Below are 22839 nucleotides of genomic sequence, written 5' to 3' on the forward strand. Positions count from 1 at the left end.
GCACGCGGTCGTGGGGGCCGCTGTGGCCGCCCTGGCCGCTGTGACGACCGTGGTCGCCGTGACGGCCGTGGTCATCGGGCCTCCACGGCGGTGCACTGCCACTGCCCGGCCTGGCCGCGCTGCTCCAGCCGGAAGGCCACCATGTGGTGCCGCCGGCCGAGGTCGACCCGGACGCAGGCCTCGACCGCGTCGGGCGAGGGCGACCGGTCGTGCACCGGGCCCAGCCGGGGCCGGTCGGCGGCGCCGCCGCGGCGCAGCGCGCCGGCCCGGACCAGGGAGGCGAGCTGCCCGTAGCCGTCCAGGCTGGTGTGCCGCATCAGCTGGCCGGAGGGCCGGGCGCCGGTGAGCACCTCGACCAGCTGGTGGGCGAAGCGGGAGGCCAGCGCCCGGGGGTCGTGGCCGCCCGGGCCGGTGCAGGCGGCGCGGGGGTGGCGCGGGCGGCGCCCGGCCGGGTCGTGGGCGGCGGTCGTGCGCGGCCGGCGGTGCGGGCGGGCGGTGAGCGGTGCGGTCACGGTGGGCTCCTCGACACGGTGGTGCGGGTGCGGACGGGTCCTTGCTAGCGGTGGGCCGCGTCGGGCGGCAAGGGCTTTTGCCGCTGCCCCCGGAGTGACCGGCAAGTTCACCTATCCGAGTGAATCGATCAGTGCGGTGCCGGGCCCGGCGCGCGGTCGCACGGTGCCCGATTGACGTGCGTGGGCGGGCCGTACGGTCCGAAAGAGGACGGTTCGATGCGCCGGACCGGGTGGCCCGAATCGCCGCCCCCGTTGCGGTGCCCGGCCGTCGGCGCGCACCATCGGAGCCTGATCGGGAACCGCGCGGAGCGGGACGGGGCCGGGCGGCCACGACCGCACCCACGACGACGGGCGGCCGCGATGACGACACGGGTAGCGGCGGTTCCGGCTCCGGCAGTCGCGGGCACCGCCCCGCCGACCGGGGACGCACCCCGGCGCGGCCTGGTGCTGGGCGGCGGCGGGATGCTCGGTGCGGCCTGGACGGTCGGCGCGCTCTGCGCCGTCGAGGAGGCCACCGGCTGGCGGCCGGGCCGCGCGGACGTGCTGCTCGGCACCTCGGCGGGCTCGATCCTCGGCGCGATGCTGGCCGGCGGGGTCCGCACCGAGCAACTGCGTGACCACCAGCGCGGCCTGCCGATCACCGACGGCCCGCTGGCCGGGGTGGACTTCGACTACGACACGGCCGCCGGCGGCGCGCTACCGCCCCGCCCCGGGGCGGGCATCGGCTCGCCCGGCCTGCTGCGGGACGCCGTCCGGCACCCGCGCGAGTACCCGCTGCTGACCATGGTGTCGGCGATGGCGCCGCCCGGCCGCGGTTCGCTGGCCCCGGTCGGCGAGCTGGTGCGCGGCCTGCTCGGCCCGGGCGGCTGGCCGCCGCCGGGCGCCGACGGCGAGGCCGGCGCCGGGGCCGCGGCGCTGCGGGTGGCGGCCGTGGACTACCGCAGCGGCCGCCGGGTGGTCTTCGGGGACCCGGACGCCCCGGCGGTCGCGGTCGCCGACGCGGTGATGGCCTCCTGCTCGATCCCCGGCTGGTTCGCGCCGGTGCGGCTGAACGGCTCGGCGTACGTGGACGGCGGCTGCTGGTCCGCCACCAACGCCGACCTGCTGCTCGGCCGCGGCCTGGACGAGGTGTACGTGCTCGCCCCGATGGCCCTGCGGCTGCGCCCCCGTGCCGACCGCGCCGACCGCGCCGACGCCGACGCCGACGCCGGCGGGGTCGCCGGCACCAGCGGGCTCGCGGGCTCCCTCGCCGCGCTGCGCGAGTGGCGCGCCCGGGACCGCCCGCGCGGCGTGCTGGCCCAGCTGGTCAGTCGCTACCGCCGCGCCGTCACCCGGCAGCTGCTGCGCGAGGCCGTGCTGCTGCGGGCCGAGGGCGTACGGGTGCGGCTGCTCGCGCCGACGCCGGCCGACCTGGCCGTGATGGGCCCGAACATGATGGACCCGGCCCGCCGCGACGCGGTGCTGGAGAGCGCCCTGCGCACGTGCGGTGAGGCCCTGCGGGCCGCCCGCTGAGTCGGACCGAGGTGATCACGCCCGGCCCGGCGGCGCTTATTCTTGGGGCGCTGGAAGCTGTGCCGCTGGACGAACCGGAGAGTGCCACCGATGCGCGTGTACGTGCCCACCACCCTGAACGGCCTGGCGGCGGCGCACCCGGGTGGTGCCCTGGACCAGTCCGCGGCCTACGCCGTGACGCCCGCGCTGCGCGAGTGGTACGTCAGTGACGACCTGGAGGAACTGGAGTACGCGGCGCTGAACCGGGCCGCGCAGTCCTCCCTGCGGCTGCTGGCCGCCGACCCGGACGCCCCGCGCCGCCGGGTCGTGGTGGCCCTGGACGTGGCCGACTCGGCCGTCCGGCCGTTCCCCGGCGACGAGTACCAGGACCAGGCCTCGCTCGGCCGGGTGGTGCTGGCCGGCCCGCTGCCGCTGGCGAAGGCGGCGGCGGTGCACGCGGACGTCGCCGACGGCGAGGTGGTCGAGGACGTCGCGGCGGCGGTGGCGGCGGTGGCCGCGGCCGACGCGGGCGACCAGGACGCCCAGTTCACCGTGGACGGGGCCGAGGACCACGACCTGCTCTGGTTCGCCACCCAGGAGATCTCCGCGCTGCTGGCCTGAACGGCCGGTCGCGCCGGAGCGGAGCAGCAGGGTGCGTGAGCCCCGTCCTACCGGCGTGTCGGTGGTCGGGGCTACCGTTTCGCGCGTGGCTACACACATCGTTTGGGACTGGAACGGCACGCTCTTCCACGACATGGAGGCGGTGCTCGGCGCGAGCAACGCCGCGTTCGCGACCATCGGCGTCGGGCCGATGACCATGCGGGAGTACCGCGAGCAGTACGAGATCCCGATCCCCCGGTTCTACGAGCGGCTGCTCGGCCGGATGCCGTCCCAGGAAGAGTGGCTCCGGCTGGACGAGGCCTTCCACGACCGCTACCGGGAGCTGAGCCCGGCCTGCGGGCTGACGGACGGCGTGCACGAGCTGATGGACGGCTGGCGGGAGGCCGGGCACAGCCAGTCGCTGCTGTCGATGTACGAGCACGAGAAGCTGCTGCCGCTGGTCGACGCCTTCGGCCTGACCGGCCGGTTCCTGCGGGTGGACGGCCGCAGCGGCCCGTCCGGCGGCCAGAAGGCGGAGCAGCTGGCCCGGCACCTGGCCGCGCTCGGCGAGCGGGTGGACCCGGCCCGTACGGTGCTGATCGGCGACGCCGCGGACGACGCCCGGGCGGCGCTGGGCGCGGGTGCGCACGCGGTGCTCTACACCGGCGGCTCGCACACCCGGGAGAAGCTGGAGCCGCTCGGGGTGCCGGTGGTGGACAGCCTGGCGGAGGCGGTCGAGCTGGCCGGGCGGCTGGGGCGGGGCTGACCGTCCGCGGCGGGCGTGGCGGGCGCCACGTCCGCCGTCCGCGTGTCTGAGCGGGCGGATCGCGCGGCCGCTGGTCAGGCTGGACCAGGGCCTGTCCGGTGGATCGGGCCTTCCCACCGGAGCAGTCAGCAGGACGGAGCCGCCATGCCGATCGACGCAGTCACCGAGGTGCCCCTCCCGGTCAACGAGCCGGTGCTGGGGTACGCGCCCGGCAGCCCGGAGCGGGACCGGCTGGTCCGGCGGCTGGACGAGCTGGCGGCCGAGCAGATCCCGTTGCCGATGACCATCGGCGGCGAGCAGCGGTTCGGCGGCGGTGAGCGGATCGACGTCGTCCAGCCGCACCACCACGCCGCCAAGCTGGGGGTGCTCGGCAACGCCACCCGGGAGGACGCCCGCGCGGCGGTGGACTCGGCGCTCGCGGCGGGCCGGCAGTGGCGGTCGCTGTCCTTCGACGACCGGGCGGCGGTCTTCCTGCGGGCCGCCGACCTGCTGGCCGGGCCCTGGCGGGAGACCCTCAACGCGGCCACCATGCTCGGCCAGTCCAAGACCGCGCAGCAGGCCGAGATCGACTCCGCCTGCGAGCTGATCGACTTCTGGCGGTTCAACGTCCAGTTCGCCCGGCGGATCCTGGCCGAGCAGCCGATCTCCGCACCGGGCGTCTGGAACCGGGTGGACCACCGCCCGCTGGAGGGTTTCGTCTACGCGATCACCCCGTTCAACTTCACCGCGATCGCCGGCAACCTGCCGACCGCGCCCGCGCTGATGGGCAACACCGTGGTCTGGAAGCCCGCGCCGACCCAGACCCTGGCCGCGTACTACCTGATGCGGCTGCTGGAGGCGGCCGGTCTGCCGCCCGGGGTGGTCAACCTGGTCACCGGCGACGGCGTCCAGCTGTCCGCGGTCGCCCTCGCCGACCCGGCGCTCGCCGGGCTGCACTTCACCGGCTCCACCGCCACCTTCCAGTCGCTCTGGCAGACCATCGGCGCCAACATCGGCGGCTACCGGACGTACCCGCGGATCGTCGGCGAGACCGGCGGCAAGGACTTCCTGCTGGCCCACCGCTCGGCCGATCCGGCGATCCTGAAGGCGGCGCTGGTCCGCGGCGCGTTCGAGTACCAGGGCCAGAAGTGCTCGGCGCTCTCCCGGGCCTACCTGCCGCGCAGCCTCTGGCAGAAGATCAAGGACGAGCTGGTGGCCGAGGTGGACGCGCTCACGGTGGGCGACGTCACCGACCTCTCCAACTTCATGGGCGCGCTCATCGACCGGCGCGCGTTCGAGAAGAACCGGGACGCCATCGAGCGGGCCAAGGCCGATCCGACGATCGAGCTGGCGGCGGGCGGCCAGTACGACGACGCGATCGGCTGGTTCGTCCGGCCGACCGTCCTGGTCTCCTCCGACTACCGCAACGAGATCTTCCGGACGGAGTACTTCGGTCCGATCCTGGCCGTCCACGTCTACGAGGACGCCCGCTGGGAGGACGTGCTGCGCCGGGTCGACTCCGGCGCCCCGTACGGCCTGACCGGCTCGGTGATCGCGCAGGATCGTTACGCCATCGCCCAGGCGGTCGAGGCGCTGCGGTTCACCGCCGGGAACTTCTACATCAACGACAAGCCGACCGGTGCGGTCGTCGGCCAGCAGCCCTTCGGCGGCGGCCGGGCCTCCGGGACCAACGACAAGGCGGGCGCCGCCCAGAACCTCCTGCGCTGGACCTCGGCCCGCGCGATCAAGGAGACCTTCGTTCCCCCCACGGACCTGCGGTACCCGCACATGGGCTGAGAGTGAACGGGAGGCTCCGGTTTGGACATGGTGTCCAGGACGGACCGATCATCCTGCGGGTTTGCGCCTCCCTGTCCCTGTCCACCTTCGATTGATCCGGTTAGGCTGGCTGGCGTCGTCGGGTGGCTCCGCAGGACGAATCGTCCTACCCACTGCGAAGGTATTTCATGCGTGCCATGAAGCCCTTTCAGTTGGAAGGTGCGGCAGGATTGCGAGTGACCCGTCGGTGTACACCCACACACCACCGAGTCACGCAACGGCGCGCGACAGGAGCCAAGAAGTCATGCAGACCAAGCTGGACGCAGCCAAGGCCGACCTGCTCAAGAAGGCAGCCACAGCCGCTGAGAACAGCCAGGTGGGGGGAGCGGCGCCGGGGGAAGGCCTGAGCAACGGCGCTCTGACCGCGTACCTGCACCACTACTACCTCCACACCGCGCCCGAGGACCTGGTCGACCGCGACCCGGTCGACGTCTACGGCGCGGCGGCCTCCCACTACCGGCTGGGCCTCAAGCGCCCGCAGGGCACCGCCGAGGTGCGGGTGTACACCCCCTCGGTCGAGGAGAACGGCTGGTCCTGCGGCCACACCGTGGTCGAGGTCGTCACCGACGACATGCCCTTCCTGGTCGACTCCGTCACCAACGAGCTGTCCCGCCAGGACCGCGCCATCCACGTCGTGATCCACCCCCAGCTGGTCGTCCGCCGTGACATCACCGGCAAGCTGCTGGAGATCCTGGACGTCGACGCCTGCTCCCGCAGCCAGGCCGCCGGCACCGAGTGGCCCGCCGACGCGACCGTCGAGTCGTGGATGCACATCGAGATCGACCGCGAGACCGACCGCGACGACCTGCGCGCGATCGAGACCGACCTGCGCCGGGTGCTCGGCGACGTCCGTGAGGTCGTCGAGGACTGGAGCAAGATGCGCGAGAGCGCGCTGCGCCTGGCCGACGAGCTCGCCGAGGAGCCCCCGACCGGCCTGCCCGAGCAGGAGGTCGGCGAGGCCTGGGAGCTGATGCGCTGGCTCGCCGACGACCACTTCACCTTCCTCGGCTACCGCGAGTACGACCTGGTCGAGCACGAGGGCGAGGAGGTCCTGAAGGCCGTCGCCGGGACCGGCCTCGGCATCCTGCGCTCCGACCCGCGCGGCCACGACGACCACCACCACCCGGCCAGCGAGGCCTTCGGCCGCCTCTCCGCGCCGGTCCGCGCCAAGGCCCACGAGAAGAAGCTGCTCGTCCTCACCAAGGCCAACAGCCGCTCCACCGTGCACCGCCCGTCCTACCTGGACTACGTCGGCGTCAAGAAGTTCAACGCCGCCGGCGAGCCGATCGGCGAGCGCCGCTTCCTCGGCCTGTTCTCCTCCGCCGCCTACACCGAGTCGGTCACCCGCATCCCGGTCGTGCGCCGCAAGGTGCAGGAGGTGCTCGAAGGCTCCGGCTTCTCCAGCGAGAGCCACGACGGCCGTGACCTGCTGCAGATCATGGAGACCTTCCCGCGGGACGAGATGTTCCAGACCGCGGCCTCCGAGCTGATCTCCATCGCCACCAGCGTGCTGTACCTCCAGGAGCGCCGTAAGCTGCGGCTCTTCCTGCGCCAGGACGAGTACGGGCGCTACTTCTCCGCGTTCATCTACCTGCCGCGCGACCGCTACACCACCCGGATCCGGCTGCTGCTCACCGAGATCCTCAAGGAGGAGCTGAACGGCGCCACCATCGACTACACGGTGTACGCCACCGAGTCGGTGCTGACCCGTCTGCACTTCGTGGTCCGCGTCGCCCCCGGCACCGAACTGCCGCGGCTCACCGACTCCGACATCGAGCGGATCGAGAACCGCCTCGCCGAGGCCGCCCGGTTCTGGATGGACGGCTTCCACGACCAGCTGCACACCGAACTGGGCGAGGAGAAGGCCGCCGAGCTCGGCCACAAGTACGCCAACGCCTTCCCCGACGGCTACCGCGCCGACTTCCCGCCGCGCACCGCCGTCGCCGACATCAAGCAGATCGAGTCGCTGCACGGCGAGGGCGACTTCCGCCTCAACCTGTACCAGCCGGTCGGCGCGGGCGACGACGAGCGCCGCTTCAAGGTCTACCGGGTCGGCGGCCCGATCTCGCTCACCGAGGTCCTGCCGGTGCTCCAGCGCCTGGGCGTCGAGGTGCTGGACGAGCACCCGTACGCGCTGCGCCGCTCCGACGACACCACCGCGTGGGTGTACGACTTCGGCCTGAGGCTGCGCGAGGCCACCGAGCTCACCGACGAGGCCCGCGAGCGCTTCCAGGAGACCTTCGCCGCCACCTGGACCGGCAAGGCCGAGAACGACGGCTTCAACGAGCTGGTCCTCACCGCCGGGCTGACCTGGCGCCAGGCGACGGTGCTGCGCGCGTACGCCAAGTACCTGCGCCAGGCGGGCTCCACGTTCTCCCAGGACTACATGGAGGACGCGCTCCGCAACAACACCCACACCACCCGGCTGCTGGTCAACCTGTTCGAGGCCCGGCTGAGCCCCAGCCACCAGCAGGGCGCCGCCGAGCTGACCGAGGGCATCCTGGAGGAGCTGTCCGGCGCGCTCGACGAGGTCGTCTCGCTGGACGAGGACCGCATCCTGCGTTCCTTCCTGCACCTCATCACGGCCACCCTGCGGACCAACTTCTTCCAGCACGACGGCTCCGGTGACTGGCACTCCTACGTGTCGATGAAGTTCGACCCGAAGGCCATCCCGGACCTGCCGGCCCCGCGCCCCGCGTTCGAGATCTGGGTGTACTCGCCGCAGGTCGAGGGCGTGCACCTGCGCTTCGGCAAGGTCGCCCGCGGCGGTCTGCGCTGGTCCGACCGGCGCGAGGACTTCCGCACCGAGATCCTCGGCCTGGTCAAGGCGCAGATGGTCAAGAACACCGTCATCGTGCCGGTCGGCGCCAAGGGCGGCTTCGTCGCCAAGCAGCTGCCGGACCCGTCGGTCGACCGGGACGCCTGGCTGGCCGAGGGCATCTCCTCGTACAAGACGTTCATCTCCGCGCTGCTCGACATCACCGACAACCTGGTCGCCGGCGAGGTCGTCCACCCGGCCGACGTCGTCCGCCACGACGAGGACGACACCTACCTCGTCGTCGCCGCCGACAAGGGCACCGCGACCTTCTCCGACATCGCCAACGGCGTCGCCGAGTCCTACGGCTTCTGGCTGGGCGACGCGTTCGCCTCCGGCGGTTCGGCCGGCTACGACCACAAGGGCATGGGCATCACGGCCCGCGGCGCCTGGGAGTCGGTCAAGCGCAACTTCCGCGAGCTCGGCGTCGACACCCAGACCGAGGACTTCAAGGTCATCGGCATCGGCGACATGTCCGGCGACGTCTTCGGCAACGGCATGCTGCTCAGCGAGCACATCCGCTTGGTCGCCGCCTTCGACCACCGCCACATCTTCCTCGACCCGAACCCGGACGCCGCCGCCTCCTACGCCGAGCGGCGCCGGCTCTTCGAACTGCCCCGCAGCTCCTGGGACGACTACGACAAGTCGCTGATCTCGGCCGGCGGCGGCGTCTTCCCGCGCACCGCCAAGTCGATCCAGCTCAGCACGCAGGTCCGGGCCGCCCTCGGCGTCCAGGACACCCGGCTCACCCCGGCCGAGCTGATGAAGGCGATCCTCCAGGCGCCGGTCGACCTGTTCTGGAACGGCGGCATCGGCACCTACGTCAAGGCCTCCACCGAGACCAACGCCGAGGTCGGCGACAAGGCCAACGACGCCATCCGCGTCAACGGCGACCAGGTCCGGGCCCGCGTCATCGGCGAGGGCGGCAACCTCGGCTGCACCCAGCTCGGCCGCATCGAGTACGCCGCGGTCGGCGGCCCCGAGAGCACCGGCGGCTGGATCAACACCGACGCCATCGACAACTCGGCCGGTGTGGACACCTCGGACCACGAGGTCAACATCAAGATCCTGCTCAACCAGGTCGTCTCCGACGGCGACATGACGGTCAAGCAGCGCAACGTCCTGCTGGCCGAGATGACCGACGAGGTCGGCCACCTGGTGCTGCGCAACAACTACGCGCAGAACGTGGTGCTGGCCAACGCCGTCGCCCAGGCGCACAGCATGGTCAACGTCCACTCCCGGATGATCAACCGGCTGGAGTCGGCCGGCCAGCTCGACCGGGGCCTGGAGTTCCTGCCCACCGAGCGCCAGATCCGCGAGCGCCAGCAGAACGGCCGCGGCCTCTCGCAGCCCGAGATGTCCGTCCTGCTCGCGTACACCAAGATCACGCTGGCCGAGGAGCTGCTCGCCACCGCGCTGCCCGACGACCCGTACTTCCGCACCGCGCTGCACGACTACTTCCCGAGCGCGCTGCGGGCCCGGTTCGCCGACGCGATCGACAACCACGCGCTGCGCCGCGAGATCATCACCACCCTGATCGTCAACGACACGATCAACCGCGGCGGCTGCACCTTCGCCTTCCGGCTGAAGGAGGAGACCGGCGCGACCTACGAGGAGATCGCCCGGACCCACACCGCCGCCAGGGCCGTGTTCGACCTGGAGGACATCTGGGCCGAGATCGAGGGCCTGGACAACGAGGTCACGGCCCGGGTCCAGACCAAGATGCGGCTGCACTCGCGGCGCCTGGTCGAGCGTGCCACCCGGTGGATGCTCAACAACCGCCGCCAGCCGCTCGACATCGCCGGCACCATCGAGTTCTTCCACGACCGGGTCGACCAGGTCTGGGGCTCGCTGCCCAAGCCGCTGCGCGGCGACGACCTGGTCTGGTTCGAGGCCGTCTACAACGAGCTCGCCTCGGCCGGGGTGCCGGAGGAACTGGCCACCCGGATCGCCGGCCTCTCCTCGACCTTCCCGACCCTGGACATCAGCGAGGTCGCGGACCGCTCCGACAAGGACGTCGCCGAGGTCGCCGAGCTCTACTACGACCTCGCCGACCGCCTCCAGATCACCCACCTGCTCGACCGCATCATCGAGCTGCCCCGCACCGACCGCTGGTCGTCGATGGCCCGGGCCGCGATCCGCGAGGACCTCTTCGCGGCGCACGCGGCGCTGACCGCCGACATCCTCGCCTGCGGCCCCGAGGGCGCCACCCCGGAGGAGCGCTACAGCGCCTGGGCGGACCTCAACGCCACCCTGCTGAACCGCGCCAAGAGCACCCTCGACGACATAAGGGGTTCGGACAACTACGAGCTGTCCAGCCTCTCGGTCGCGATGCGGGTCATCCGCACCCTCCTGCGCACGGGCTCCATGCGCTGACGGCCGGCGGTACAGCCAGGCGGCGGGCCCGCGTCCACGGACGCGGGCCCGCCGCTTTTCGCGACCGGCCGACGGGCGGCGGATTCCGGATGGTGACGGAGTCGTCACGCTGCGCACGAGCCGGGGCGTGGTCGGGATATGTCCTTGCGATTAACGTCGCGCTACGAAGTCCGCCAAGTCCCACCGGAGTTCCCGGCCGGTCGCGGAACTTCGCCCCAACTGCCCTTTTTGGTAGCTGTTCTGACCTACCAGGAGTTGCAGTAGGCTGACTCCGCGATAGGCGTCGCCGCAGGTCCCGTGCCGGAAAGCACCGCGATGTGATGTGACATCAGGTGTCTTTCGGAGGGGTTCAGGCCGCCAGTCCCATTCGCGCCTTGGGGCCCGGACCGGCTCCACGCGGTGCCACCTGAAGAGAGTTTCATGACGTCATTTGTGCAGGAACCCTTTTTCTGGGTCTTCATCGTGGTGATGCTCGTAGCCGTCGGAGCGGCCCTCCAGGCCCGCAGGACGAACCTCGCCCTGCGGCGGCGAAACGTTTCCCTGGAGGAGGCCGGCGCCCTGGCGCAGCGGCAGCGCGACGAGTTCGCCGTGCTGCACGACCACCTGCGGAGCCAGCACGCGTCCGAGCTGACGGACGTCCGCCGCGACGCCGAGGAGGACACCAAGGCCGTCCTCAAGGCGGCGATGCGGACGCTGCAGGGCTTGGCCGACGAGCAGCAGGTCGTCATCGACAAGGTGCAGCGGAAGTACGGCGACAGCCCGCAGATCCTGGCCGACCTGATGACGATCGACCACACGAACAGCCAGTTCGGCCGGCGTGCCCAGGGCATCGCGGTGCTCTGCGGCGGCTGGCTGGGCCGCCGTGAGAGCGTCGCCTCGGTCTACGACGTGGTCCGCAGCGCCCAGGGCCGGATCCGGCACTTCGACCGGGTGCGGATCCACTCCCAGGTCAGCGTCGCGCTCGTCAGCAAGGTCGTCGAGCCGGTCGCCGTCGTGCTGTCCGAGCTGCTCGCCAACGCGACCAACTACTCCGCCCCGGACACCCCGGTGGAGGTCAGCGTCCAGGCCGTCCCCACCGGCGTCTGCCTGATCGTCGACGACGCCGGCCTCGGCATGGGCCAGGAGGAGAAGGACCGCGCGGCGGTGCTCCTGAACCCGGGCGCGCCGATCGGCCTCACCAGCCTGGGCAACCCCCCGAAGTTCGGCTTCGCCGTCTCCGGCATGCTGGCCGCCCGCTACGGCTTCCGGGTCTCCGTCGACTCGGTCTCCCCGTACGGGGGCGTGCGGGCCGTGGTGCTGCTGCCGGCCGAGCTGCTCAGCAGCGAGGTCGCGGCCCCGGCCACCGCCGTGCACGGCGAGCACCAGGCCGCGCACGGTGACCACCAGGGCGCGCGCGGCGACTACCAGGCCCCGCCGGCGGAGCAGCCCGCGCCGGCCTGGGCGCAGGCCCCCGGTCAGCGACTCGTGTCGCTGCCCGAACCGGCGGCGCCCCTGGCCCCGGTGCCGCCGGCGGCGGTGACGGAACCGGAGATGACCGCGGACGGACAGCTGCCCCGCCGCCGCCGCCACCGCCCGGTGTCGGTCCTCCCCTCCCCGCAGGACCCCGGCCGGGCCGAGGCGCCGGCGCGGAGCCCCGGCCAGAACACGCCGTCCCGCCTCGGCGCGTTCCAGCGCGGCACGCTGTCCGGGCGTAACACCACGAACACGGAAGGAACCGAGATCCAGTGAGCCGCGATCTTTCCTGGGTGCTCAACGACGTACTCCAGGTACCCGGCGCCCGGCACGCCATCCTCGTCTCCGCCGACGGCCTCCTGCTCGAACGGTCCAGCGAGATAGGCCGTGACGAGGCGGAGACCAACGCCGCCGCGATGAGCTCGATGCAGTCGCTGAGCCGCGCGGTCGCCCCGTTCGTCGGCGGAGACGGCGCAGGCGCCGGGGTCTGGCGCCAGACCCTGCTGGAGTACGACCACGGCTGGATCTTCCTGATCGCGGCCGGCAGCGGCGCGTACCTGGCCGCCTCCACCGCCCCCGACGTCGACATGGAGGCGATGTCCTTCCGGATGCAGCAGCAGGTGGGCGCGCTCGGACGGGCGATGTCGGCGGCGCCGCGCCAGAGCACGCTCAGCGGCTCATGACGGCCGGCGGCGAGGAACAGCGGGTCACCGGCGGCTTCATCCGCTCCTACGTGATCACCGGTGGGCGCGAGTTACCGAGTGCGGAAGCCCTGTCTCTGATCACCTTGGTCACCGTCGCGCCCGAGCAGGACCTCCCTGCCCTGCCGAGCCCGGAGACCCGGGCGATCTGGGAGCTGTGCTCCGGCGGCTACCTCTCGGTGGCCGAGGTCGCGGCCCGGCTGGAGCTGCCGGTGGGGGTCGTGAGGCTGCTGCTGACGGACCTGATCCATGAGGGACGGTTGCTGTGCCGGTCGGCCCCGCCCCCGGCCCAGGCCCCGGATCCGAGACTTCTAGAGAAGGTACTGCATGGACTTCAACGCCGGTTCGCCTGAGGACATCTACGTCCCGGGCGCGGTGACGACCGCGGTCAAGATCCTGGTCGTGGGGCACTTCGCGGTCGGCAAGACCACGCTCATCGGGGCCTTGTCGGAGATCGCCCCGCTGAGCACCGAGGAGAGCATGACGCAGGCGTCCATCCGCGTCGACGACCTCCGCGGCGTACCGGACAAGAAGACCACGACCGTCGCCCTGGACTTCGGCCGGCTGACACTCGGCGACGACCTGGTGCTGTACCTGTTCGGCACGCCGGGGCAGCAACGGTTCATGCAGCTCTGGGAGGACATGGCGCGGGGCGCGCTGGGGGCGCTGCTGCTGGCCGACCCGACCCGCCTCGCGGACACCTTCCCCGTCATCGACCTGATCGAGCAGTACGGCCTGGAGTACGCCGTGGCGGTCAACAGCTTCGACCGGCAGGACGAGTACACAGAGGACCAGCTGCGCGAGGCGCTCGACCTGCTGCCGCACACACCGGTGGTGTTCTGCGACGCGCGGGACCAGCGTTCCTCGGCCAACGCCCTGCTGACGCTCGTCCGGCACCTGCTCGACCGCGCCTCCTGACCTCGACCGCGGCTCCTGACCTCCCCCGCGACTCCTGACCTCCCCCACGCCTCCCTCCCCTCACGCCTCCCGGGTCCGCACCCGCCCGGGGCCACCTCCAAGGAACGACCCATGGAATCTCCGCAGCGACCCGCCCCGCAGTCGCCTCCGCAGGGCTGCCCGATGCACGTCGGCGTGAGCACACCGCTCTACGGGGAGATGTTCTCGTCCGACCCCGGCGCGGTCTACGACAAGCTGCGCGCCAACGGTCCCGCCGCTCCGGTGGAGTTGGCCCCGGGGGTCGAGGCCACCCTGGTCACCTCGCACGAGGCCGCTCTGCGGGTGCTGCAGAACCCGGGGATGTTCGCCCGGGACTCGCGGCGCTGGGCGGCGCTCAACGAAGGACGGGTGCCGCTGGACAGCCCCGTCCTGCCGATGATGTTCTACCGGCCCAACTGCCTCTTCACGGACGGCGCCGAGCACCTGCGGCTGCGCAAGGCCGTCACCGAGAGCCTGGGCCGGCTCAACGACAACCGGCTCAACCGGCACGTCGAGCGGATCGCCGGCTACCTGATCGACCAGTTCAGTCCGTTGGGCCGGGCCGACCTGCTCAACGACTACGCCAAGCTGCTGCCGCTGCTGCTGTTCAACCAGCTGTTCGGCTGCCCGGCCGACATCGGCGACCGGCTGACCCGCAGCATGTCCGCGCTCTTCGACGGCCTCGACGTGATCCAGGCCAACGAGGAGCTGACCGCCTGCCTGATGGACCTGGTCGCGCTGAAGCGCCGCCAGCCCGGCGACGACATCACCTCGTGGCTCATCCAGCACCCGGCCGGCCTGCGGGACGAGGAACTCAAGGACCAGCTGGTCATGCTGATGGGCGCCGGCGTCGAGCCCGAGCGCAACCTGATCGGCAACGCGCTGCTCCTGCTGCTGTCCGGCGAGGGCCGCTCCGGACTGCGCATCGAGGACGCCCTCGACGACGTGCTGTGGAACAACCCGCCGATCGCCAACTACGCCACGCACTACCCGATGCAGGACCTCGACGTGGGCGGGGTCCCGATGGACGCGGGCAGCCCGGTGGTGATCAGCTTCGCCGCCGCCAACAGCGACCCCGCGCTGACGGACGCCCGGCTGACCCTCAGCAAGGGGGCTCACCTCGCCTGGGGCGCCGGCCCGCACGCGTGCCCGGCCAAGTCCCCGGCCCAGCTGATCGCCCTGAGCGCGATCGAGTGCCTGCTCAACGCCCTCCCGGACGTCACGCTCGCGGTGCCCGCGGAGAGCGTGGAGTGGCGGCCGGGCCCGTTCCAGCGCGGCCTGGTCTCGCTGCCGGTGCGGTTCAGCCCGGCGCCCGCCCGCACCACGCGGCCGGCCGCGGGTGCGGACACCGCGCCGGGCGGATCGCCGGTCGGCCCCGAGGCGACGCAGGCGTACCCGCAGGCCACCGCCCCCGCGCCGGGCCGGGCCGGGCAGAAGAAGGGGTGGTGGAGCTCCTTCCTGGACGTCTTCCGGGTCTGACACGCCCCGGGCTCCGATCCGACGCGCCGTCGGAAGCCATTCCGCCACCGCGGCGTGAACGGAGTCCGACGGCGGTGCGGGTACGTGACGGGGGCAACACGGATCGACGCTTGAGCGCGCTGTTGCTGGGTAGATCGCCGCCGTACTGCCCGCCCGCGCGTAAGGAGCCCCGTGTGACCGCCACGTTGGAAGCCCGCCCCGCAGACCCGGAGCGCCCGGACGGAAGGGTGGTCGACCGCCGCGCCGCCGTGCCGCTCCTGCGCAGGCTGCGGTCGGCCGAGGGACTCGCCGACCCGAGCCCGGTCTACGACGGGCTGCGGGCGCTGGGAGACCTCGTCCCGGCGCCCTGGGGCGGCTACCTGGTCACCGGGTACGACGCGTGCGACCAGGTCCTGCGCGGCAGGACCTGGCTCGTCCCCGATTTCGCCTGGCAGGAACGGCAGACCGGGACGGAGCGCTGGGAGGCCGTCGCCACCCAGGAGATGAGCCGGACGCTCTCCCGGCTCAACGCCCCCGAGCACACCCGGCAGCGGCGCAGCCTCGGAAACCTCTTCAACCACGCCACCCTGCGGGACATGCAGCCGGAGATCGAGGCCGACGTCACCGGGCTGCTCGACCGCCTGGCCGAGCGAATACGGGCGGACGGCGAGGCGGACCTCTCGTCCCTGGTCAGCGAGCAGCTGCCGATCGGCACCGTCGGGCGCTGGCTGGACATCGCCCCGGCGGACTACCCGCACATCCTGACGATGACCCACAACCAGGTGCACGCCCAGGAACTCCTGCCCACCAAGAGCCAGCTGGCGGTTTCGGAGCAGGCCACCATGGACCTGCGCGAGTACTTCACCCGCCTCGTCCGGGAGCGCCGCGACAACGACGGCGACGACGTGATCGCCGGCTGGATCCGCACCTGGGACGCGCTGGAGTCCGACCGCGAGGCCACCGACCGGATGGTCTACCAGCTCACCATGTTCGTCACCATCGCCTCGCTGGAGACCACGGCGACGCTACTCTCCTCGCTGGTGTGGTCGCTGCTGCGGTCGCCCGGCCGGTGGGAGTGGCTGCGGGAGCGGCCGGAGCACATCGACGACGCGATCGACGAGGCGCTGCGCTACGACCCGCCGATCCGCGTCAACAGCCGCGTCGCGGGCGAGGACACCGAGCTGGCCGGGGTGTTCCTGCCCAAGGACACCATGGTCCACGTGATGTACGGCGCGGCGAACCGCGATCCGCGCCGCAACCCGGACCCGCACGCCTTCGACGTGCTCCGCCGGGGCACCCACCTCACCTTCGGCGGCGGCGCCCACTACTGCCTCGGCGCGGGCCTGGCCAGGCTGGAGGCACGTGCCCTGCTCGGCCAGCTGTTGCGGCGCTTCCCTACCCTGCGGGCGGTGAGCCCGCCCGAGTACGCACCCCGGATGGTCTTCCACCGGGTGACGTCCCTGAGAGTGGCCGCATGAACGTGTCCCCGCAGGTTCCCCAGGTTCCCCAGGTTCCCCAGTACCCGCCGTACGCGGCGCAGCCGTCGTACCTCCCGTACCCGTACCCCGAGCCCGTCGCGTCGCCCGCCCCGGAGCCCGTCCCCGCGCCCGCGGTGGCCCGTACGGTCCGTACCGAGCGCCAGGGCCCCGTGCTCCACATCGAGCTGGACAGCCCGGCGACCGGGAACGCCGTCACCTCGGCCATGCTGGACGAACTCCTCGCCGTGCTGGCCGTACCCGACCCGGCCGTGCGCGTGATCGTGCTGTCCGGGGCCGGCCGGGACTTCTGCCTCGGCGGCGACCGGGACGAACTCTTCGCGGGTCTGGACCAGGACCCGACCGGCGGCGGCATACGGAACTACGGGGAGAAGGCCCGCAGGGTCTGCGATGCCCTCACCAACAGCTCCGCCGTGACCGTCGCGCGGGTCCAGGGCCGGGCCACCGGTGCCGGCTTCGCCCTGGCGCTCGCCTGCGACCTGCGGGTCGGCGCCGACAACGCCGTCTTCCGGCTGCCCGAGCTGGCCCTGGGCCTGCCCGTCGCCTGGGGAGGCCTGCTGCCCCGGCTGCTCCACGAGGTCGGCGCGGCCAGGGTCCGCGAGATCATCCTCACCAGCCGCCCGGTCGGCGCGGTGGAGGCGCGGGAGCTCGCCATCCTGCAACGCGTCGTCCCCGAGCAGGACCTGGACGGGGCGGTGGCCGAGTGGGTCAGGCCCGTCACCCGCCGCCCCGAGGCCGCACTGAGGGTCACCAAGACGCTGCTCGCCTCCCACGCGGCGGCCACCCGGCTGGCCGACGCCTCCGTGCTCGACGCCGAGTTGATGGCCTCGGTCCTCGCCGCCGCCCACTACACCCGCGGCCTCGCCGTGCAGCCCCCGGCCCACTGACCGGCAGCTGCCGTCCGCCGCCTACGGAAGACGGCGGACGGCGGGGTGGCCAGTCGTCGGCCGTTCACGGCGACGGCCCTTCCGCTGGTGTGGAAACCGATTGTGGATCATGCCCGCATATTCGCTACCGTGTGTGATCGACACAGGGGAGGGGATCACCGTGGGGATGACGCGCAGCGCGCGCACGGCGGGGGCCGTACTGACGGTGGCTCTGGTCGTGGCCGGAGCGGCGGCCTGCGAGGGCGGCAAGGACGCGGGGCGGAAGACCGGCGCGACCTCGGCGGCCAGCACGCCGCCGCAGCCGTTCGGCACCGGTGGCTACCGCGGACTGCGGCTGTCGATGACCAAGGACGAGGCGCTCGCCTCCGGAGCCCTGGAGCCGTCGCCGGTCTCGCTGCTCAACGGCTGCACCGACTACGCGTACAAGGGCGGCCCGGCGCCGGACCCGGTTCGGATGGCGGCCGAGACGGAGGCCCGCGCGAAGTCCGACAAGGCGATTGCCAGGATCGACGAGATGCGGGCGAACCGGAAGCCGTTCGAGACCCTGGCGCCCGGGGCCTCGCCGGAGGAGATGGTGAAGCACAGCGAGCGCCTCCAGGAGCGGCTGAAGCAGGAGGCCGCCGAACGGCAGGAGTCCGACGCGCTGTTCAAGGAGGCGGACGTCATCGTGACCGCCCGTAAGAACCGGGACCAGGCCTTCCTGGCCACCGGCCGGGTCAACTTCGGCACCGAGGGCCTGCGCCAGTTGGTCGCCCCGGCGGACGCCCGCACCGCCGAGGGAGTCGGCGCCGGTTCGGCGGAGGACGAGCTCGAGCGAGCCTACGAGGGCAAGGCCCTCAAGCCGACCGAGGACGGCAAGTACGAACTCCCGGCCGAGGGCGGCAACGGCGGCCCGGACTGGTTCTACGAGTTCACCATGGCCGAGGGCAAGGTCGCCGGCCTCGCCCTGGTCAAGCACAACACGTACTGCTCCTGAGAAACCGTCTGTAGACCGTGGTCGCACTCTCGATGCGGCGACCATCGAATGATCAAGTGAAGGTTGTGGCATGAGGAAGAACCGAGCCTTGGTCCGCGCAGTGGGCGTGGGCATCTCGGTGGCACTGCTGGTCGCCGGTGCGGCGGCCTGTACGTCCGATGTCAAGAAGGACGAGAAGGACACCGCGAAGGCTCCGGCCACCACCGGGGCGCCCGCGGCGACGCCCGCGCCCGCGTCCACGTCGAAGGGTCCGGAGGCCTTCGCGGCGGCCGGGTACCGGGGGTTGAAGCCGGGGATGGCCAAGGACGCCGGGCTGGCCACCGGCGCTCTGGAGAGCGTGCCGGTCTCGCTGCTCGACGGCTGCACGGACTTCGTCTACAAGGGCGGCCCGGCGCCGGACCAGGCCCGGATGACCGCCGAGGCGGCCACCGAGGCCCGCTACAAGGACCTGAACGCCAAGGCCGACGCGGCCTCGGGCAAGGCGCCCGCCCCGGGGGGCACCCTGCCGCCGAACGCCTCCGCCAAGGACGCGGCCGCCGCCGCCGCGGGCTCCGCCGCCGGGGCCAAGGGCTTGGCCGACGCCGCCAAGGCGATCGCGGACGCGACGATGGCCCTGGTCGACCTGCGGTTCGCCCAGGAGGCCAAGGACAAGGCGTACCTGGCCACCGGCCGGGTCTCCTTCGCGGCGACGGGCCTGCGCGAACTGGTTGCCCCGGCCGAGGCGAAGACGGCCGAGGGCCTCGGGGCCGGCTCCACCGTGGAGGCGCTCCAGCAGGCGTACGGCGCCAAGGGCCTCCAGCTCGCCAAGGGCGGCAAGTACGTGATGCCGGTCGAGGGGCAGCAGGGCTGGCAGTACGAGTTCACCGTGGACGGCGACAAGGTCGCCGGGATGGCCGTGGTGAACCGCGAGATCAAGTGCGCCTGACCGCCTGACGGTTGGATGAAGGGCCGCCCGTGGTGATCAGCCGTCGAACGCCACCACGGGAAGCCCGGGCCGTCCGCGCAGGGCCGCACGGGCCCGGGTGACGCCGCCGGGGGGGGGGCGACGGTGCTCCGCGTCGACGGCGACGGCCCTGCCGCCGAGGCCCGCACGGGCGCGGCAGAACCCCGGGCGGGGCACCGGGTCGTGGCAGCGCCCGCATTCGGCGTACGAGGCCGGTCGGGCGGGCCCGCGTCCTCGGATGTGGGCCCGCCGGCTCCCGGGTGTCTCGGGGAGGTCCGTACGCGCACCGCCCCTGCCGCGATGGTGATCGCGGCAGGGGCGGTGGAGGTCGTTCTGCCCGGTCAGTGGGCGGCCGCGCGTTGGAGGGCGCTGGCGAGGAGGGCGAGGTCGGTGGGGCCGTTGCCGAGTTCGCGGACCGGGCGGCGGGCGGGTGGGGCGCCGAGTTGGAGCGGGTCGATCGCGACGACGGTGGGGCGCAGGGTGGCGGTGCGCGGGATGCGGCCGCTGATCCGGGCGGTCTGGAAGGCGGTGACGCCGCCGTCCGGCAGGCGCAGGTAGCCGCGGCCGGGGGTGTCCTCGGGCAGGGCGGCCGCGTCGCCGAGGTGGATCAGCAGGTCGGAGTCGGCCGGGTCCTCGGTGCGCAGCGCGATGCGGAGCAGGGCGGCCTCGTCGACCTCGGTGCCGGCGCTCTCCTCCGGGTGGCCGGTGGTGACCGCGAGGTGGACGCCGAGCGGGCCGCCGTGGCGGGCGACGGCGGCGAGGGCGCGGGCGAGCGGGCGGCCGGCCGGGGAGGTGGGGGAGAGCAGGGCGTCGTAGTCGTCCACGACGACGACCAGGCGGGCGGGGCAGGGGACGGCGGCGGGGGAGGTGACCGGCCGGGCGCCGTCGCCGCTGCGCGGGTGGATGATCTTCGGGGTGGCGGCGGAGGCCGCGCCGACGACGGCGGGCACCGGGACGGCCGGGTGTCCGACGAGGCTCTGTCCGGCCAGGCCCTGCCCGTCCAGGCTCTGTGCGTCCAGGCTCTGCCCGTCCAGGATGCGGGCGGCGTGCCAGGAGGCGAAGTCCAGTCCGTCGAACAGCCGCTCGCGCAGGGCGAGTTCGTCCTCCAGGGCCTCCGCGGCGAGCAGCGCGGCCCGCGGGTCGTCGGCGGCGTTCACCAGACCGGTGACGTGCGGCAGTTCGGTGCAGCCGTCCAGGCCGTCCTCGGTGGACCGGCCCTCGATGAGGGTGACGGTGAGGCGCTCGGGGCGTTCGGAGACGGCGAGCGAGGCGACCAGGGTGCGCAGCAGCTCGGTCTTGCCGGAGCCGCGGGCGCCGCCGATGAGCAGGTGCGGGCCGCCCGGGTCGGGGGAGGGGAGGGCGAGTTCGGGGTCGGCCAGGTCGAGCGTGCAGAGCTCGTCCCGGGTGGTGCCGAGCAGCGCGGTGGCGGCTCCGATGCCGCCGGCGTGCGCCGCCCAGCGGGCGGACAGCTTGGCCGGGGTGACGGTGTCGAGCTGGAGCAGGTCGAGCAGCCGCAGCGCGTCGGGCAGCGGGCCGCGGGCGGCCGGGGCGGCCTCGCGCAGCGGGGCGAGCACGCGGGCGAGCCGTTCGGCCCAGGCGTCGGAGACGGCGTCCAGGGAGACCTCGTGCAAGGTCTCCCGGCCGCGGGCGACGGGGCGGTCGAGGGAGAGCTGGGTGCCGACCTCGCCGGTGATCAGGGCGGTGGCGCCGAGGCCGCGGGGGAGCAGTTCGGGCTGCTCGGCGAGGCAGACCGGGAAGATGCCGACGGCCGGGCCCTGGCGCAGCAGCAGGTCGACGGCCTGCCGGGCGGTCTCGGTGGTCGGGCGGCCGTCCACCACGACGACGGTGGCGGGGTGGCCGCCGAGGCCGGCCGGGCCGCTGAGCCGGGCGGTGAGTTCGGTCAGCCGGGCGGTGGCCTGTTCGTCGTCGAGGCCGAGCAGCAGGCGGCAGTCCTGGCCGTCGGCGGGGCGCAGGTGGGGCAGCCAGAGGGCCCAGGCCCAGGTGTCCGCGCGTTCTTCGGGGGTGCGGGCCTGGTCGGCGTCGACGACGACCAGGCTCAGGCCGGTCGGCGGGTGCAGGGCGGCGAGCTGGGCGACGACGGCGCGGGTGAGCGCGTCCAGGCGTTCGCGCGGGCCGCTGAGGCCGAGGCTGCCGGCGGTCTGCAGGTCGAGGGTGACGGGGACGGCGGGCAGCATGGTGCCGGGCGCGGTGCCGGGGCCGCCGGGGCGGTCGGCGGTGCCCAGGCGCAGGGTGAGCGCGTCGGGGTGGCCGGGGCCGCGCTCCCAGAGCCGGGGGCCGGGGCCGACGGCGTTGAGCAGCAGGGTGGCGAGATCCGGCCATCGTTCGCGCTGGGCGGCGGCCTGGCGCAGCCGTACGGCGGTGTGGTGGCGTTCGGCGCTCTCCTGGCCGGGCGGTTCGGCGGTGCGGCCGAGCCGCAGCGAGAGCAGGCCGCGGCCGCGGCCGGGGGCGGGTTCGGGGGCCGCTGGCGGTTCGGCCACCGGCGGGGTGGGGCGGACCGGGCCGGGGGCGGCGAGCTGGAGGTGGCCGTGGCCGTCGGGCAGGGCGGCGCGGCCGGTGCCGTCGGCCGGGTCGGGGGCGGCCACGTGCAGGGTGGATTCGCCGATGCGCAGCAGGGCGCCGGCTTCCAGCGGGACGGCTTCCTCGGGGGCTCCGGGCGGGACGAGCCGACCGTCCAGGGTGGTGCCGTTGGTGGAGCCGAGGTCGCGGACGGTGATCCTGCCGTCGTCGGCGAGGTGCAGGGCCAGGTGCAGCCGGGAGACGTCGGGGTCGTCGAGCGGGACGTCGGCTTCGCCGGAGCGGCCGATCCGGATCTCCCGGCCGTGCAGCCGGTGCACTCCGCCGGCGTCCGGGCCGCCGACCACGCGCAGTTCGGCGGCGGCGGGGGTGTCGTCGGGGTCGTCGGCGGTCGGGTCGGCCTCGTTGAGGCTGAGGACGGCCCCGTCGAGGAGCGGGGGGTGGCCGAGCAGCGTGTGCTCGTCGACCCGGTGCGCCCCGGCGTACAGGTGCACGTGGGTGGCGGCCCGGGGCCCGCGCACGCCGACGGCGCCCGCGAGGGCGCCCGCGAGGGAGCCGAGCGCGGTGCCGACGGGTGCGGTGACCAGCACGTCCACGTAGGGGATGGCGGAGCCGGCGGCGGTCGGGCCGCTGCGCGGTCGGAGGACGGTCAGCCGGATCTGCATCTCGCCCGCGGGTCCCTTCTGCTGGTGTGGAGCCTGGTACCGCTGCCCGGTGTCGTCGCGGGCGCGCGGGGCGGCCGCGGCGACCCTTTGGGCCACACGAGTGGCGAGTGTCCATCCTGCCATCCGTCACGGACAGTCCGCGCACCGTACCGGATTTGACGATCTTGCGATCATCGCCATGGTGGAGGCGACGGAGGGTCAGGTCAACCGGTGCGGCGGGGGCCCTGTCGGCGGGCCCGCCGAACCGGTCCGGGAACTCCCCTAGGGGATGTCCCCCAACCCCTCCGGGATGGCCTGCCGGTCGCCCCAAAAACCTGAACGGACACCGTTAGAGTGGCCGCAGACACGGGCCCGGCAGGCTCACCGCACCGGCGGAGGAGCGCCCCGCGCGGGCGGCACGACGAGGAGTGCGACA

General features: G+C 73.3%; 16 protein-coding genes. 14 read left to right on the forward strand and 2 right to left on the reverse strand.

Annotation, left to right across the window (positions count from 1 at the left end; genetic code table 11):
- Positions 1-71: 71 nt before the first annotated feature.
- Positions 72-512: an Rv3235 family protein gene (locus AB0P03_RS08260; RefSeq protein WP_063349159.1), complete on the reverse strand. Its 441-nt coding sequence runs from the start codon at positions 510-512 to the stop codon at positions 72-74.
- A gap of 360 nt (positions 513-872) precedes the next feature.
- On the opposite strand from AB0P03_RS08260, the gene AB0P03_RS08265 reads away from it, so the two are divergent.
- The 14 genes from AB0P03_RS08265 to AB0P03_RS08330 all read left to right on the forward strand — a co-directional run bounded on the left by AB0P03_RS08265 (position 873) and on the right by AB0P03_RS08330 (position 19206).
- A complete protein-coding gene (locus AB0P03_RS08265; RefSeq protein WP_363587344.1) occupies positions 873-2024 on the forward strand; it encodes a patatin-like phospholipase family protein in 1152 nt (383 codons plus the stop codon).
- 90 nt (positions 2025-2114) lie between these two features.
- Positions 2115-2624 (forward strand): hypothetical protein, encoded by a 510-nt coding sequence (locus AB0P03_RS08270; RefSeq protein ID WP_350881082.1) that lies wholly within the window; start codon positions 2115-2117, stop codon positions 2622-2624.
- An 85-nt stretch (positions 2625-2709) separates the two neighbouring features.
- The gene (locus AB0P03_RS08275; protein WP_363587346.1) at positions 2710-3369 is read left to right on the forward strand and encodes a haloacid dehalogenase-like hydrolase; all 660 of its coding nucleotides are present in this window, start codon (positions 2710-2712) and stop codon (positions 3367-3369) included.
- Between the two features lie 150 nt (positions 3370-3519).
- Positions 3520-5145: an L-glutamate gamma-semialdehyde dehydrogenase gene (gene pruA / locus AB0P03_RS08280; protein ID WP_363587374.1), complete on the forward strand. Its 1626-nt coding sequence runs from the start codon at positions 3520-3522 to the stop codon at positions 5143-5145.
- Positions 5146-5428: 283 nt separating this feature from the next.
- Entirely contained in the window at positions 5429-10375 is a 4947-nt protein-coding gene (locus AB0P03_RS08285; RefSeq protein ID WP_363587348.1) for an NAD-glutamate dehydrogenase, read from the forward strand.
- Between the two features lie 420 nt (positions 10376-10795).
- On the forward strand, positions 10796-12103 hold the full coding sequence (locus tag AB0P03_RS08290; RefSeq protein WP_363628094.1) for an ATP-binding protein: 1308 nt from the start codon (positions 10796-10798) through the stop codon (positions 12101-12103).
- Entirely contained in the window at positions 12100-12510 is a 411-nt protein-coding gene (locus AB0P03_RS08295; RefSeq protein WP_350881088.1) for a roadblock/LC7 domain-containing protein, read from the forward strand. The genes AB0P03_RS08290 and AB0P03_RS08295 overlap by 4 nt, the downstream gene beginning before the upstream one ends.
- Positions 12507-12881, forward strand: coding sequence for a DUF742 domain-containing protein (locus AB0P03_RS08300; protein ID WP_350881090.1), 375 nt, complete (start codon positions 12507-12509; stop codon positions 12879-12881). The genes AB0P03_RS08295 and AB0P03_RS08300 overlap by 4 nt, the downstream gene beginning before the upstream one ends.
- A complete protein-coding gene (locus AB0P03_RS08305; RefSeq protein WP_350881092.1) occupies positions 12856-13446 on the forward strand; it encodes an ATP/GTP-binding protein in 591 nt (196 codons plus the stop codon). Before AB0P03_RS08300 ends, AB0P03_RS08305 begins: the two co-directional genes overlap by 26 nt.
- 111 nt (positions 13447-13557) lie before the next feature.
- Positions 13558-14943 (forward strand): cytochrome P450, encoded by a 1386-nt coding sequence (locus AB0P03_RS08310; protein ID WP_363587352.1) that lies wholly within the window; start codon positions 13558-13560, stop codon positions 14941-14943.
- A gap of 266 nt (positions 14944-15209) precedes the next feature.
- Positions 15210-16400, forward strand: a complete 1191-nt coding sequence (locus AB0P03_RS08315; protein WP_363628194.1) for a cytochrome P450 — start codon at positions 15210-15212, stop codon at positions 16398-16400.
- A complete protein-coding gene (locus AB0P03_RS08320) occupies positions 16397-17305 on the forward strand; it encodes an enoyl-CoA hydratase/isomerase family protein (protein WP_363628095.1) in 909 nt (302 codons plus the stop codon). The genes AB0P03_RS08315 and AB0P03_RS08320 overlap by 4 nt, the downstream gene beginning before the upstream one ends.
- Positions 17306-17471: 166 nt before the next feature.
- A complete protein-coding gene (locus AB0P03_RS08325) occupies positions 17472-18281 on the forward strand; it encodes a hypothetical protein (RefSeq protein WP_363587356.1) in 810 nt (269 codons plus the stop codon).
- 70 nt (positions 18282-18351) lie between these two features.
- Positions 18352-19206, forward strand: a complete 855-nt coding sequence (locus AB0P03_RS08330) for a hypothetical protein (protein WP_363628096.1) — start codon at positions 18352-18354, stop codon at positions 19204-19206.
- 359 nt (positions 19207-19565) lie between these two features.
- Here AB0P03_RS08330 and AB0P03_RS08335 read toward each other — a convergent pair whose 3' ends face one another.
- Positions 19566-22520, reverse strand: coding sequence for an FtsK/SpoIIIE domain-containing protein (locus AB0P03_RS08335; protein WP_363587360.1), 2955 nt, complete (start codon positions 22518-22520; stop codon positions 19566-19568).
- Between the last annotated feature and the right edge of the window lie 319 nt (positions 22521-22839).

This window comes from Kitasatospora sp. NPDC088779 (assembly GCF_040685395.1).
GTDB lineage: Bacteria > Actinomycetota > Actinomycetes > Streptomycetales > Streptomycetaceae > Kitasatospora.